This is a genomic window from Sulfitobacter sabulilitoris (assembly GCF_005887615.1).
GTDB lineage: Bacteria > Pseudomonadota > Alphaproteobacteria > Rhodobacterales > Rhodobacteraceae > Sulfitobacter_E > Sulfitobacter_E sabulilitoris.
In genome coordinates, this window is the sequence record NZ_VANS01000001.1 from 32,291 (window position 1) to 47,085 (window position 14,795).

The 14,795-nt window shown below is 68.1% G+C and carries 12 protein-coding genes; 8 read left to right on the top strand and 4 right to left on the bottom strand.

Translation table 11 applies throughout. The features are described 5' to 3' along the window. Positions 1–36: 36 nt before the first annotated feature. Together FDT80_RS00125 and FDT80_RS00130 are read left to right on the top strand one after the other, a co-directional pair. Positions 37–1,479, top strand: coding sequence for a glutamine synthetase family protein (locus FDT80_RS00125; RefSeq protein WP_138660225.1), 1,443 nt, complete (start codon positions 37–39; stop codon positions 1,477–1,479). After that, positions 1,479–2,786: a cytochrome-c peroxidase gene (locus FDT80_RS00130; RefSeq protein WP_138660226.1), complete on the top strand. Its 1,308-nt coding sequence runs from the start codon at positions 1,479–1,481 to the stop codon at positions 2,784–2,786. The genes FDT80_RS00125 and FDT80_RS00130 overlap by 1 nt, the downstream gene beginning before the upstream one ends. Here FDT80_RS00130 and FDT80_RS00135 read toward each other — a convergent pair. Together FDT80_RS00135 and FDT80_RS00140 are read right to left on the bottom strand one after the other, a co-directional pair. After that, positions 2,783–4,342 carry a CRTAC1 family protein gene (locus tag FDT80_RS00135; RefSeq protein ID WP_138660227.1) on the bottom strand — a complete coding sequence of 520 codons (1,560 nt, stop codon included), beginning with the start codon at positions 4,340–4,342 and terminating at the stop codon, positions 2,783–2,785. The two genes, FDT80_RS00130 and FDT80_RS00135, sit on opposite strands and share 4 nt — an antisense overlap. Then, complete coding sequence (locus tag FDT80_RS00140) at positions 4,258–5,535, bottom strand: ROK family transcriptional regulator (RefSeq protein WP_138660228.1); 1,278 nt, start codon at positions 5,533–5,535, stop codon at positions 4,258–4,260. The genes FDT80_RS00135 and FDT80_RS00140 overlap by 85 nt, the downstream gene beginning before the upstream one ends. Before the next feature lie 219 nt (positions 5,536–5,754). On the opposite strand from FDT80_RS00140, the gene xylF reads away from it, so the two are divergent. From xylF to FDT80_RS00170, 6 genes are all read left to right on the top strand, one after another. Beyond that, positions 5,755–6,768 carry a D-xylose ABC transporter substrate-binding protein gene (xylF, locus tag FDT80_RS00145; protein ID WP_425471970.1) on the top strand — a complete coding sequence of 338 codons (1,014 nt, stop codon included), beginning with the start codon at positions 5,755–5,757 and terminating at the stop codon, positions 6,766–6,768. Positions 6,769–6,885: 117 nt separating this feature from the next. Then, positions 6,886–8,187 carry a sugar ABC transporter permease gene (locus tag FDT80_RS00150; protein ID WP_138660230.1) on the top strand — a complete coding sequence of 434 codons (1,302 nt, stop codon included), beginning with the start codon at positions 6,886–6,888 and terminating at the stop codon, positions 8,185–8,187. Position 8,188: 1 nt separating this feature from the next. Further along, the gene (locus FDT80_RS00155; protein ID WP_138660231.1) at positions 8,189–8,962 is read left to right on the top strand and encodes an ATP-binding cassette domain-containing protein; all 774 of its coding nucleotides are present in this window, start codon (positions 8,189–8,191) and stop codon (positions 8,960–8,962) included. A 5-nt stretch (positions 8,963–8,967) separates the two neighbouring features. Further along, positions 8,968–10,407 carry a xylulokinase gene (xylB, locus tag FDT80_RS00160; protein WP_138660232.1) on the top strand — a complete coding sequence of 480 codons (1,440 nt, stop codon included), beginning with the start codon at positions 8,968–8,970 and terminating at the stop codon, positions 10,405–10,407. Continuing rightward, positions 10,404–11,708 (top strand): xylose isomerase, encoded by a 1,305-nt coding sequence (gene xylA, locus FDT80_RS00165; RefSeq protein WP_138660233.1) that lies wholly within the window; start codon positions 10,404–10,406, stop codon positions 11,706–11,708. The genes xylB and xylA overlap by 4 nt, the downstream gene beginning before the upstream one ends. Positions 11,709–11,717: 9 nt before the next feature. Further along, positions 11,718–12,659, top strand: coding sequence for a glucokinase (locus FDT80_RS00170; RefSeq protein ID WP_138660234.1), 942 nt, complete (start codon positions 11,718–11,720; stop codon positions 12,657–12,659). A gap of 34 nt (positions 12,660–12,693) precedes the next feature. Here the strand turns inward: FDT80_RS00170 and FDT80_RS00175 are convergent, their stop codons facing one another. Both FDT80_RS00175 and FDT80_RS00180 read right to left on the bottom strand, forming a co-directional pair. Beyond that, positions 12,694–13,608 carry a 2-dehydro-3-deoxygalactonokinase gene (locus FDT80_RS00175; protein WP_138660235.1) on the bottom strand — a complete coding sequence of 305 codons (915 nt, stop codon included), beginning with the start codon at positions 13,606–13,608 and terminating at the stop codon, positions 12,694–12,696. Continuing rightward, a complete protein-coding gene (locus FDT80_RS00180; protein ID WP_138660236.1) occupies positions 13,605–14,369 on the bottom strand; it encodes an SDR family NAD(P)-dependent oxidoreductase in 765 nt (254 codons plus the stop codon). The genes FDT80_RS00175 and FDT80_RS00180 overlap by 4 nt, the downstream gene beginning before the upstream one ends. Between the last annotated feature and the right edge of the window lie 426 nt (positions 14,370–14,795).

A 14,795-nucleotide genomic window follows, 5' to 3' on the forward strand; every position in this document is an offset into this window, starting at 1 on the left:
TAGACTGGCTGCGGATCGGGGTATGACGTGACGGACATGGACGACGGTATCAAGCAGGGCGCGCTGGCGCGACTGGGGCTGCTGGACGAGGACGCGGTCGCGCGGGCCTCGGATCTCCTGGCGTCCGTGCGCAACAGCACGGTCGAAACGGTTCGCGTGCTCTTTGCCGATCAGCATGGCGTGCTGCGCGGCAAGACCGTGGTCGCCTCCGCCTTCGGGTCGGTGCTGGCCAATGGCATCAATGCGCCCTCGACGCTGTTGCTGAAGGACACCGCGCACCGCACCGTCTATCCGGTCTGGGATGGCGCGGGCGACAGCCCGATCAGGGGGGCGGGCGACGTGCTGCTGGTGCCGGACCCCGCCACATTCCGCACCCTGTCATGGTCGCCGCGGTCGGCCTGGATCCTGTGCGACGCGGTGATGACATCCGGCGCGGAAATCGCATTCGCCCCCCGGACCGTGCTACGCCGCGCGGTGGCGCGGCTGGGGGCACAGGGCATGGCGATGCGGATGGGGCTGGAGGTCGAATTTCACGTCTATGCCCTGAACGACGAGGCCGTGTCGCACGCCGATGCCACGATGCCGCCGCGGCCCGCGCAGACCCGGCCCCTTGCCGCCGGTTACCAGCTTCTGACCGAGACGCGGTACGCCCGGCTGGAGCCGGTGATGGACAGGCTGCGCCACGCGTGCCAGCACATGGGCCTGCACGTCCGCTCGATGGAGGTCGAGATGGGGCCGAGCCAGTTCGAATTCACCTTCGATCCGGGCGATCCGATGACCCAGGCCGACAACATGATGATGTTCCGCACCCTGACCAAGGAGGTGTGCGCGCAACAGGGGCTGCATGCCACGTTCATGTGCCGCCCGCGGCTGGAGAACGCCTGCGCCTCGGGGTGGCACCTGCATCAGTCGCTGCTGGATCGGGCCACGGGGGCGTCGCTGATGATGCCGCGGGCGGACGGAACGCCGAGTGCGCAGGCCAGCGCCTGGATCGCGGGGTTGCTGGATCACGCTGTCGAAAGCTGCCTTCTGACCACGCCCAGCGTGAATGGCTACAAGCGGTATCAGCCCTTTCAGCTGGCGCCCGACCGCATCGCATGGGGGCGCGACAATCGCGGCACGATGGTGCGCGGATTGATGACCCCCGGCGATCCGGCCAGCCGCATCGAGAACCGTGTCGCGGAAACCTCCGCCAACCCCTATTACTTCTTCGCCTCGCAGATCTTGAGCGGTCTTGACGGCATCACCCGCGCGCTGACCGCGCCCGCCCCCGTGGAAAACCCCTACGAGGGCCCGGCAGAGGCCTTGCCCGCATCGCTCGGGGAAGCCATCGACGCATTTGCCGGGTCGGCCTTTTACCGCGACGCGCTGGGCGACGGGGTCGTGGACTATCTGGTACGGATCAAGCGCGCGGAATGGGCGCGCTACCTGGGGGCCGTGTCGGAATGGGAACAGGCCGAATATTTCGGGCTGTATTGATGCGGATTTGGGCGATCATCGCGGCGGTTCTGTGCGCCGGCATGGCGCTGGCCGATCCGCCGCGTGCCGTGACCGAGGCCGACTATGCGCCCCTGGACATGGCGCAGGTGCGGCTGGGGCGGATGCTGTTCTACGATCCCATCCTGTCGGGCAACCGCAACATCTCCTGCGCGACCTGTCATCACCCGAAATTCGCAACCGCCGATGGCCTGGCGCTGGGTCTGGGCGAGGGGGCCGTGGGGCTGGGCCCGGAGCGCCGCGCAGTGCCCGACACCCTGCCGGAGGCGCGCATTCCACGCAACGCGCCCGCGCTTTTCAATCTTGGCGCGTCCGAGTTCACCCGCCTGTTCCACGATGGCCGGATCGAGGCGGACGCCGGCAAACCCGGCGGCCTGCGAACCCCGATGGGCGCGGAAATGACGCAAGGCTTTGCCAACCTGCTGTCGGCGCAGACCATGTTTCCGGTGCTGTCGGCGGATGAAATGGCGGGTCACTACAGCGAAAACGACGTGTCGCAGGCCGTCCGGCAGGGGCGCATCACCGGATCGGGCGGCGCGTGGGACATCCTGAGCAGACGGGTTGCCGACACGCCCGGCTACGCGCCCTTGGTCGCGGCTGCCTTTCCGGGCGTCGGCGGGATCGGGTTTACGCATATCTCGGACGCCATCGCCGCCTTTGTCGCCTTTGAATGGCGCAGCGACACCAGCCCCTTTGACGCCCATCTGCGGGGGCAGGCCGCGCTGACGGGCCCGGCCCGCGCGGGCATGGCGCTTTTCTATGGCGACGCGGGCTGCGGCACGTGCCACGGCGGGCCGTTCCAGACCGACCACGGGTTTCACGCGATGGGCGTGCCGCAGTTCGGGCCGGGCAAGGCCGCCAGCTTTGAGAGCCACGCGCGCGATACCGGCCGGATGCGCGTGACGGGCCACACAGAGGACGCCTATGCCTTTCGCACGCCGTCGCTGCGCAACGTGACCGAAACCGCGCCCTACGGTCACACCGGAAGCCACGCCGATCTCGCGGCCTTCATCGCCGATCACGCGGACCCGGCGGCGGCGCTGGACCGGTTCGACCGCGCCACCCTGCGCCTGCCGGATCTGCCCGGGGCGCAGGATTGGCGGCATATGGACACGCCGCAAGATCAAGCGGCGCTGCGCGCGGCCATCACCGTCGCGCCCAAGGCGCTTTCCGACCGGCATATCGCCGCGCTTGTGGCTTTTCTGGGCAGTCTGCGCGACCCCGTGGCGCTGACCGGGCGGCTTGGCGTGCCCGACGGCGTGCCCAGCGGGCTGCCCGTCGACCGTTAGGGCCGCAGCGTGAGGCGCTGGTTGACGACGACATCGCGCATCGTCGTGTGCCGCCCACCCGGCCAGTCCACCGCGATATCGGCCCTGTCCGCAGTTCCCAGACCGAAATGCAGCGGCCCGGCCTGGCCCGAGGCATGACCGCCGCCGACCGTGACCTCCTGGACCTGCGCGCGGCCCGCCGCCCGCACCGTCACCAGCGCGCCGATGGCCCGTGTGTTGGGGCCGTCGGCGCGCAACTCGATCTGCATCCAGGCGCCGGTGCCCGGTGTCGCGTTGCGGTAGATCTCCATCGGGGCGCGGCGGTTCACCACCACCAGGTCCAGCCGCCCGTCGCCGTCGAAATCCGCCAGGGCCGCACCGCGCGAACGTGCGGTCGTCGCCACGCCCGCCGCGACAGACGCCTCGTGAAACGTGCCGTCCGCGCGCTGCATCAGCAGGCTGTTGGGGTCCTCCATCGCCAGCCCCGGCATCTGATCGACGTTGCCCTTGGCGATGAACAGATCGGCTCGCGCGTCATTGTCCAGATCCCCGAATTCCGCGTGCCAGCCGGTCGAGGGGCGGCCATCGTCGCCGACATGCGGGCGCTGCGCATAGGTGCCGATGGCGTAGGGGGCGGCGGCATAGGTTCCGTCGCCCTGCGCCAGTTGCAAAAGCTGATCCCCCATCGAGGTCAGCATGACCTCGGCACGCCCGTCGCCGGTGATGTCGCGGCTGGCGATGCCCATGCCCCACAGGCTGACGTCGGCCCAGCCGTCGTCCGGCCCCAGAAACCGGCCCAGCGACAGGTCGTACATCTGCTCCGACCCGCCGCGCAGATAGTAGTGGCGGTCATTCGAGATGCGCAGCCGCGGCGTGCCGCCCGCGTCACGCGCAAACAGCATCGACAGCGCGCAATAGCCGGGGGCAAGCGTCGCGGCGCGGAACCGCCCGTCGCGCCAGCGGTAGAGCAGGTTGTCGTCGCAGGTGCCGAAGGGGCCATCGGGATCGGCGCGATCGACGTAGTTGCCGACCGCCAGCACCGGCGCGCCATCGACCCAGGTGGCGGAAAACGCGGTGGACCATGCGTCGCCGCCGTCCAGCCCCCAGCGCGCGGTCACATCCTGGAACCCGCAGGCGCCGTCGCCGCGCAACGCCATGTTCGCGCCCACCCGCAGCACCATCAGATCCAGCGCGCCGTCGCCGTCGATGTCCAGCGGATAGGCCCCCGTCACGCCGCTGATCGCGGGCAGGGGGGCGGCGTCGAAGCGAAACGCGCCGCGGTTGCGGATCAGCCGCGCCGGGCTGTCGCCGCCGGCGGCAAAGAGGTCGGGCAGGCCGTCGTCGTCGCAATCCAGCACCGCAACCCCGCCGCCGACGAAATGCGTCCAGCCGCCGGTATAGCGATGCTCGGGCAACCCGCCCGAGCGGTCCTCGAACCGCACCTCGGCCCAGGCACCGGTGGCGCAGAGCGCCGCGGCCAGCGCCAGCGCCCTCACGTCTTGCCCGCCGCCATCGCGTCCGCCGTGTCCGACAGGGCCAGCGCGGCGGCGCCATGCGCCCACATCAGGTCGCCCCATTCATGCGTCTCGACGCGTTGCGCCCGATCCCGGCGGTTGAGCGTTTGCGCCTGCATCTCGGCCAGCACCTCTTCGGCGTAGAGGTAGTCGTATTGCATCCGTTCGCCCGCCAGGATGATCAGCGGCGGATCGAAAAGGTTCACCACATTCGCCAGCCCCAGTGCCAGGAACCGCCCCGCGCGCGAAAAGATGGTGCGCGCCGCCTCGTTGCCCGCCTTGGCCTGCTCGTAGAGCTGCTCCAACATCGCTTCGGGCTTTTGCGTCGCCTGTCCCGTCGGATCGAGCGCGGTCGAGGCTTCGCGCACCAGCGCGTAATCGGCGACGTATGCCTCGAGGCATCCGCGCTGCCCGCACTGGCAGAGCGCACCGTCCAACTGCACCTTGGTATGGCCCAGCTCCATTCCCAGACCGCCCGCGCCGCGATAGAGGCGGTGATTGATCACCAGCCCCATGCCGACGCCGTCCTCGATCGTGACGACGGCGAAATCGGCCATCTCGCGGCCCTTGCCGAACCACAGTTCGGCCAGCGTCACGAGGTTGGCGTCGTTGTCCACCGCCACCGGCACGCCAAAGGCGGTCTCGGCCAATGTGCGCAGGGGGCGGTTTTCGTCGGTCAGCAGCGGCGACCAGATCATCCGCCCGCTGGCATGGTCGATGATGCCCGGCATGCCCAGCCCGATGCAGGCGATATCGGCGCGGTGCAGCCCGGCTTGATCCAGCAGATCGTCCAGCACCTGCGCGGTTTCCAGCAGGATTTGGTCCAGGCTGCGCCGACGCATCGCACAGGGGACGCTTGCCTGCGCCAGCGGCCGCCCGGCCGCATCGACCAGAAGTGCCGTATGATGCGTGCGCGACAGCTTGATCCCCACCACGAAGCCCGCATCGGGCCGCACCGACAGCGCCACGGGCGGGCGCCCCCGGCTGGAGGGGCGGTTGAGGTCGGGCTGTTCGTGCACCAATCCCAGATCCAGCAGTTCGCCGACCAGGGCCGTGACCGAACCGGGGCTCACGCGCAACTGTTTGGCGACATCGCTGCGCGAAATCTGTCCCGCGGCGCGCACGCATTCAAAGACCCGGTGGCGCAGCGCGCTGCCGCCGCCGTCGGTTTCGGGGCGAATCGGCCCGCAGCCCAAAAGCGGCCCATCGGGGCCGGTCAACGCGGGGTCGGGCAGGGGCGGCGCATCCAGGGTCATTACTTCAGTATCCGAATAAAAGATTTGCGACATTCATGGCTTAGGCCCTCATATATCGGTATTATCCCGCTTGAGCCGAAGATTTCAGCGCTGTGTTGATAAATTTATTTTGACAGATGAATTAAAACCGTCAATCCTTTTGCTCATGCCATCAAGCCAAAATCGGCATCAAGACGACATAAAGGTCCGTGGGAGGAACCAATGAAGACAATCATGATCATGGGCGTGGCCCTGTCCGCCGCGCTGAGCACCACAGCGCTTGCCGGAAGCCATTCGATGACGGTCGGCGTGAGCTGGTCCAACTTTCAGGAAGAGCGCTGGAAAACCGATGAGGCGGCGATCAAGGCGGCGCTCGAGGCCGCGGGCGCGGAATACGTGTCGGCCGATGCGCAAAGCTCCTCGGCCAAGCAGCTTTCGGACGTCGAGAGCCTGATCGCGCAGGGTGTCGACGCGCTCATCATCCTTGCTCAGGACGCGCAGGCGATCGGCCCCGCCATCAACGCCGCCGCCGACGAAGGCATCCCGGTCGTGGGCTATGACCGCCTGATCGAGGACCCGCGCGCCTTCTATCTCACCTTCGACAACGTCGAAGTGGGCCGGATGCAGGCCCGTGCCGTGCTCGAGGCGGCACCGACAGGCAACTACGTGATGATCAAGGGCTCGCCCACCGATCCCAACGCGGATTTCCTGCGTGGCGGCCAGCAGGAGGTGTTGCAGGCGGCGATTGACGCGGGCGACATCACCATCGTCGACGAGGCCTATACCGACGGCTGGCTGCCCGCCAACGCGCAGCGCAACATGGAACAGATCCTGACCGCGAACGACAACGACGTCGATGCGGTCGTGGCCTCGAACGACGGCACCGCCGGCGGTGCGGTCGCCGCGCTGGCCGCGCAGGGCATGGACGGGATCCCGGTGTCGGGTCAGGATGGCGACCACGCCGCGCTGAACCGGGTGGCCAAGGGCACGCAGACCGTCAGCGTCTGGAAGGACGCGCGCGATCTGGGCAAGGCGGCGGCGGAGATCGCCGTGTCGCTGGCCGAGGGCACCGAGATGATGGCCATCGACGGCGCGCAGGAATGGACATCGCCGGGCGGCACCAAGATGGTCGCGCGCTTCCTGTCGCCGGTGCCGATCACCGCCGACAACCTCAGCACGGTGGTCGACGCGGGCTGGATCACGCAAGAGGCGCTTTGCCAGGGCGTGACAGGCGGCCCGGCGCCCTGCAACTAAACCCATCGTCGCGGGGGCCGTTTGTCCGGCCCCCGCGCAGTCCGGCCCGTGGCCCCCGCAAGATCGCGGTGCGTGGCACTGGCCCCCATTTTCCTGCCGAGCAAGGATCCGACCGCCATGACGGATGTCTCCTCCTCCTCCTCCTCCTCCAAGGTCAAGACGCTGCGCGGGTTCAAGGCGCTTGAACTTGATACCCGTCTTCTGGGCATGATCGGCGCCTTCCTGGTGATCTGCATCGCCTTCAACGTGCTGACCGACGGGCGGTTTCTGACCCCGCGCAACATCTTCAATCTGACGATCCAGACCGTCAGCGTGGCGATCATGGCCACCGGCATGGTGTTCGTCATCGTGACCCGCCATATCGACCTGGCGGTGGGCGCGCTTCTGGCCACCTGTTCGGCCTTCATGGCGATGCTCCAGGTGCGCTATCTGCCCGATATGTTCGGGCTGGGCCTTGGCCATCCGCTAACGCCGTGGATCACCATCGCGGCCGGTATCGCCGTCGGCACCGCGATCGGTGCGTTCCAGGGCTGGCTGGTGGGTTACCTGACCATTCCCGCCTTCATCGTGACGCTGGGCGGCCTGCTCGTCTGGCGCAACGTGGCGTGGTATCAGACCAGCGGCCAGACCATCGGCCCGCTGGATCCCACCTTCATGAAATTCGGTGGCATCAACGGCACGCTGGGCGCGACCTGGAGTTGGATCTTCGGCGGGCTGGCGGTGCTTTGGGTGGTCTGGTTGCTCTGGTCGGCGCGCCGCGCCAAGCTGAGCCACGGCTTTCCCGTCAAACCGGTCTGGGCCGAAATCACGATGGGCGGGATCATGGCGGCGGGCATCCTGGGGTTCATCGCCACGCTCAACGCCTACGACATTCCCAAGGGCCGCCTGCGCCGCGTCTTTGCCGCGCGGGGCGAAGATCTGCCCGATGGGTTCAGCGCCGCCTATGGCTTGCCGATATCGGTCCTGCTGCTGATCGCGGTTGCGGTCGCGATGACGCTGATTGCCACGCGCACGCGGCTGGGCCGCTACATCTTTGCCACCGGCGGCAACCCCGACGCGGCAGAGCTTTCGGGCATCAACACCCGGCTGCTGACGGTCAAGGTCTTTGCGCTGATGGGTGCGCTCTGCGCGATTTCGGCGGTGGTGGCCAGCGCGCGGCTGACCAACCATTCCAACGACATCGGCACGCTGGACGAATTGCGCGTGATCGCCGCCGCGGTGATCGGCGGCACCGCGTTGTCGGGCGGCATCGGCACGATCTACGGCGCCATCCTCGGGGCCTTGATCATGCAGTCGCTGCAATCCGGGATGGCGATGGTGGGGGTCGATGCGCCCTTGCAGAACATCGTCGTGGGCACCGTGCTGGTCGCCGCGGTGCTGATCGACACGATCTACCGCAAACGCACAGGGGGGAAATGACATGACAACCCAACCGCAACATGCCGGCACGACGCCCCTGGTCGAAATGCGCGATATCTGTATCTCCTTCGGCGGGGTGCACGCGGTCGATCACGTGTCCATCGACGTCATGCCGGGCGAGGTCGTGGGCCTCTTGGGGCATAACGGCGCCGGTAAATCGACGCTGATCAAGATCCTGTCGGGTGCCTACCGCGCCGACAGCGGCGAAATCCTGGTCGAAGGTCAGCCCGTCCAGATCAACAGCCCCCGCGACGCGCGGCGCTACAACATCGAGACGATCTACCAGACGCTGGCGCTGGCCGATAACCTCGATGCGGCCAGCAACCTGTTTCTGGGGCGCGAGCTGACCAATTGGCTGGGCTTTGTCGATGACGACGCGATGGAAGCGGAGACCCGCAAGATCATGGCGCGCCTCAATCCCAACTTCAAGAAGATCAAGGAGCCGGTCAGCGCCCTGTCCGGCGGGCAGCGGCAATCGGTGGCGATCGCGCGGGCGGTCTATTTCAACGCCAAGATCCTGATCATGGACGAACCCACCGCGGCCCTGGGGGTTCACGAGACGCAGATGGTGGCCGAACTGATCCAGGAGCTGAAGAAACAGGGGTTGGGGATCATTCTGATTTCGCACGACACCCGCGAGATGCTGGCGCTGTGCGACCGGGTGTCGGTGATGAAGAACGGGCAGCTGGTGGCGACGGAACGGGTCGAGGACGTCACCGAGGATGACATCCTGAGCATGATCATCATGGGCAAGAAACCCGAAAAGGCGGCCTGAGGGCGATGTACCTCGGGCTTGATCTGGGGACCTCGGGGCTGAAGGCCGTGGTGATGGACGGCGCGCAGGCCGTGCAGGCCAGCGCCGTCGCGCCGCTGAGCGTGCAGCGCCCGCACCCCGGCTGGTGCGAACAGAACCCCGCCGACTGGCTGGGCGCGACCGAGGCGGTGATGGCGGAGCTTGGCGCGCAGGTCGATCTGGGTGCGGTGGAGGCAATCGGCCTGAGCGGTCAGATGCATGGCGCGACGCTCGTCGATGCCGCGGGCGATGTGCTGCGCCCCTGCATGTTGTGGAACGACACCCGCAGCCACGCCGAGGCCGCCGCGATGGACGCCGATCCGATCTGGCGCGCCATCACCGGCAATATCGTCTTTCCCGGGTTCACCGCGCCCAAGGTGGCGTGGGTGCGGACCCATGCCCCCGAGATCTTTGCCCGCATCGACACCGTCTTGCTGCCCAAGGATTATCTCCGGCTCTGGCTGACGGGCGCGGCGGTCAGCGACATGTCGGATGCGTCCGGCACGGCCTGGCTCGACGTGGGTGCGCGGGACTGGTCCGACGATCTGCTGGCGGCGTCGGGGCTGTCGCGGGATCGGATGCCGCTGCTGGTCGAAGGATCGGACCCCGCGGGCAGGCTACGCGACGCGCTGGCCGACCGCTGGGGCCTGCGGCGCGGTGTGGTCGTCGCGGGTGGCGCGGGCGACAATGCCGCGGCAGGCATCGGCGTGGGGGCCGTGGCCAGCGGGCAGGGGTTCATATCGCTGGGCACCTCCGGTGTGCTGTTCGCGGCCAGCGACGCCTACCGCCCCGATCCCGCCAGCGCCGTGCACATGTTTTGTCACGCCTTGCCGGGCATGTGGCACCAGATGGGCGTGATCCTGTCATGCACCGACGCGCTCAACTGGTATGCCGGGCTGGTGGGGGCGGACGCGGCCGGGCTGACCGCTGGTCTGGGCCCGCTGCAGGCCCCTGGCGCGCCGCTGTTCCTGCCCTACCTTGGGGGCGAGCGGACGCCGCACAACGATGCCGCCGCGCGCGGGGCGTTGTTGGGGCTGGGCCACGCCACCGACCGGGCGGCGGGTACCCGTGCGGTGCTCGAAGGGGTGTGTTTCGCCTTTCGCGACTGCCTCGATGCGCTGCGCGACACCGGAACGCGGATCGACAGCCTGATCGCGGTGGGCGGCGGCAGCCGGTCGGACTATTGGCTGGAGGCGCTGGCCACCGCGCTCGATCTGCCCATCGACCTGGCCGCGGGCGGCGACGTCGGCGGCGCGTTCGGCGCGGCACGCCTTGCGCAGATGGCCAAGACCGGGCAAGGCGCGACGCTCGCCGGCCGTCCCGCAATCGCTCGCACCATCCCGCCGCGGCGCGATCTGGTCGCGGCATTTCACACCGGCCACGCGCGCTATCGCGCGGCCTATGCTGCCCTGAAGGACACGATATGACCGACTTTTTCGCCGGGATCGACCCCGTCACCCATGCCCCCGATGCGCCCGCCGACACGCTGGCCTATCGCCACTACAACCCCGATGAGATGATCGCGGGCAAGCGCATGGCCGACCATCTGCGCTTTGCCGTCGCGTGGTGGCACAGTTTTGCCTGGCCCGGCGGCGACCCCTTTGGCGGCCAGACGTTTCACCGCCCGTGGTTCGGCGACACGATGGATCACGCCAGGATGAAAGCCGACGTGGCGTTCGAGATGTTCGGCATCCTCGGCCAGCCCTATTATTGCTTTCACGATGCCGACATCCGGCCCGAAGGCGATGATTTTGCTGAAAACACCCGAAATCTCAACGAGATGGTGGACTACCTCGAGGGCAAGATGGCGGCGGGCGGTCCGAAGCTGCTGTGGGGCACGGCCAACCTGTTTTCGCACCGTCGCTACATGGCGGGCGCGGCCACCAATCCCGATCCGGAGGTCTTTGCCTTTGCCGCGGCGACGGTCAAGACCTGCATGGATGCCACGCACAGGCTGGGGGGTGAAAACTATGTCCTGTGGGGCGGGCGCGAAGGCTACGAGACGCTGCTCAACACCAACCTGCGCCGCGAACGGGACCAGGCCGGGCGATTCCTGCGGATGGTGGTCGAGTACAAGCACAAGATCGGCTTCAAGGGCGCCATCCTGATCGAGCCGAAACCCCAGGAGCCGACCAAGCACCAGTATGACCACGACGTTGCCACGGTCTACGGGTTCCTCAAGGACTTCGGGCTGGAACACGAGGTCCGGGTGAACATCGAGCAGGGTCACGCCATCCTGGCCGGGCACAGTTTCGAGCATGAACTGGCGCTGGCCGCCAGCCTGGGCATTTTCGGCTCCATCGACATGAACCGCAACGATTACCAGTCGGGCTGGGACACCGACCAATTTCCCAACAACGTCCCCGAGGTGGCGCTGGCCTACTACGAGGTGCTCAAGGCAGGCGGGTTCACCACCGGCGGCACCAATTTCGACGCCAGGCTGCGGCGGCAAAGCCTGGATCCCTTTGACTTGATCGCGGCGCATGTGGGGGCGATGGACATCTGCGCGCGCGGCTTCAAGGCCGCCGCCGCGATGCTGGAGGACGGCGGGCTGGAGCAGACCCGCGCCGACCGCTATTCCGGCTGGGACGACAGCCGCGCGCGCAAGTGGCTGTCGGAGGCGACACTGGACGGGATCGCGGCGGAGGTGGAGCGCGATCACATTAACCCGCAGCCCCGCTCGGGGCGGCAGGAGATGCTTGAAAACCATGTGTCGCGCTTTGTCTGAGGGGCGGATATGACCCTTGTTCTGGCGGATGTGGGCGGCACGAACCTGCGGTTTGCGGTGGCCGAGGCGGGCAGCATCGACCCCGCCCGCACGCTTCGGTTCGAGAACGATGCCCATGCCGGTTTCGACGCGGCGCTGGCGGCCTATCTGGCGCAGGCCGGCGTCGGGAAGGTCAGCGGCTTTGCCATCGCGGTGGCGGGGCCCGTTGCCGGCACCCGTGCGACACTGACCAACCGCGATTGGACGATCGATGCACAGCGACTGCAGCGGACCTATCCCGGCGCGACGGTCCGGCTCTTGAACGATCTCAGTGCCTTGGGATACGCGCTTGACCTGTTGCGCCCCGCAGATGTCACGCCGGTCTGGCCCGGCACGCGCGCGCGGCCCGATGACGCGCAGCGGCTGGTCGTCGGGGTCGGGACCGGCTTTAACCTCAGCCCGGTGCTGCGCATGGGCGGTCGGTCGGCCTGCCTGCGGGTGGAATACGGTCTATCGAGCCTGCCCGAGCGGGCGGCGGCGCATTTGCGGGCCTATCTGGGCGATGCGGCCGCGGCGGGCTTTGGCAAGGTCGAACACGCGATGTCGGGTCCGGGGCTTGCGCGCATGCATGCCTTGGCCACCGGGCAGAAGGGCCTTGAGGGGGCCGACATCGACCGTGCCGCCGGCGCAGGCGACGCCGCCGCGCGCAGGACGTTGGATGTCTTTGCCACGATGCTGGGCGATGTGATCGTGGACCTGCGGTTGCAGTACATGCCGCTGGGCGGTGTCTATCTGGCGGGATCGGTCGCGCGCGGGCTGGTGCACGGCGTATCGCGGACCCGGTTTTGCGACCAGATGCAGGCGGACCCCGGCGTTGCGCCCGATCTGCGGCATGTCCCGGTGTCGCTCATCACCCGCGACGATGCCGCGCTTCTGGGCTGCCTCAATTCCGCTCTGTCGGCAGGGCGCTGACCGCCGGCGCGCCGACGGACGGCCGGCGGCGGCGTCATGTGGCGGGCGTCATGGCGCGATATGCCGCCGTCAGCCCGGCCAGCGTCATCCGGTCCGGATCGGCCACCGTCGCGGGCACACCCTGCGTGCGCAGCGCGCGGGCATAGAGCCGGGCAGGTTCCGCCGCGCCAAGGATCGCGATGTCCTGGCCCAGCCAGTAGGGTTTCGCCGCGCCAAGTTCCGCCCCGATCAGCAGCCCCGACAGGCGCGATCGCGCGGCATCGGCGCGCGTGCCCTCCAGCAGATCCGCGGCATGCAGACCGAACAGCCGGGCCGCCAGGCGTTCGGGCCGCGCCATCGCGTCCGCCAGGCCGCTGTCAAAGGCGTCGGTTTCGGCACCCGCATCGCCGCCCGTCACCGTCGTGCGCAGGACCGACTGCGTGGCCAGCAAGGCAAGCAGTTCGCCGGTCATGAAGGTCTGGAAGCTCACGACCTCTCCGGCGCTGACATGCGCCCATCTGGAATGTGTGCCGGGCAGGCAGACCACCCCGTCCCAGCCGGGATTGAGCGACATGAACCCGGCGATCCGGGTTTCGTCGCCTTGCATCACGTCAGGCGGGGTGGATTGCGACAGGCCGGGGATGATCCGGACCCGCCAGCCGCCTGCGGTGGGGGCCACCGCCCCAGGATCGCCCAACGGCGCGCAGGGCACGGCGCGGAAGGGTGCCTCGGCCCGGCCTTGCGGTGACTGGGCGATCCCGCAGGCGACGACGGGCGTTCCGGCGGCGATCGTCCATCCGGCTGTCGCGGCGCGCAGGATCTGATCGAAACCGTCGGGTGCATGCGGGTTGATATCCGCATCCGCCTGCACCTGGGCAAGCCTGGTCGCGCCCTGCATCGCCCAGACCCGCAGACGGTCGGCGCCGCGATCGACGGCGATCCAGTCGGGGGTGATCGCTGCCGCGCTCATCCTGTGTGCACCGCGCCGCCGTCCACCACCATGCATTGCCCGGTCATCATCCGGCTGCTGTCGGACGCCAGGAACAACACCGCATCGGCGATGTCGCGGGGAACCAGGTGGCGCTTGAGGCATTGCCGGTCAAGATGCGCGGCCAGATCCTCGGGCGTGGCCCATTGATCGAGCTGCTTTTGCGTCATGACCCAGCCCGGTGCCACCGCGTTCACGCGAATGCCGTCGGGCCCCAGTTCGCGCGCAAGGCTGCGGCTCAGCGCGGTGATGCCGCCATTGGCCGCGGCATAGGCCGGATAGCCCGTGTTCCCCATCATGTAGCTGATGGAGGAGAAATTGACGATGCTGCCCGTTCCCGCCGCGCGCATCCCCGGCGCCACGGCCTGCGCGGCAAAGACATAGGCCCTGAGGTTGATGCCCAGAAGATCGTCCCAGATCGCGGGTGTCAGATCCTCAAGGCTGTGCCGCATGTCGTTCGCGGCATTCGAGATCAGCACCGACACCGGGCCATGCGCCGCCGCCGCCTCGGCTATGGCGGCGCGCAGGCGGTCGGTGTCGGTGATGTCGCCTTGCACGAACAACGGCGTGCGTCCGTGCTTGGCCTGCATTCGTGCGGCAAAGCCCGAGGCATCCGAACGGCCGATGAAGGCGACCTGCGCGCCCTGTGCCAGGAACGCATCGGTCAGCGCGGCGCCAATGCCCGACCCGCCGCCGGTGATAAAGACGGATCGGCCGGAGAGGTCATGGAAGGTCGCCGTCATGTCATGGTCCTTGCGAGAACGGTTCTGTGGACACGGTGGCATTGAATATCCCGGCGACAGGTACGTCCCGGACACCCCTGTGCGGTCTGGCTGTCGCGGTGGCCGCCCGCAAAAGGCGTCCGTGCCCGCCCCCGCGTGATCTTTGGGTCCCATGCGGCGCGGCGCGCGTCAAGGCCGGGCTTTGGCCCGCATGGAATTGGCGGCGCGATCGGCGGCGTGGTGGCGCCTGCGGTCGAGTGCGGTCGACCCTCGCGCCGCGCGGTCACGCGGGAGCGGGAATAGTTTAGGTATAAAATATTCCCCCTTGAAGCATTTTGCGACTCGCCCTAACGTTCGGGGTGTCGGGACGCATCCGCACCCCGGCGACACCTGATCAAGAGGGAGCCATGGCACAGTCAGACACCGCTGCATCCCGACTGCGCGCAT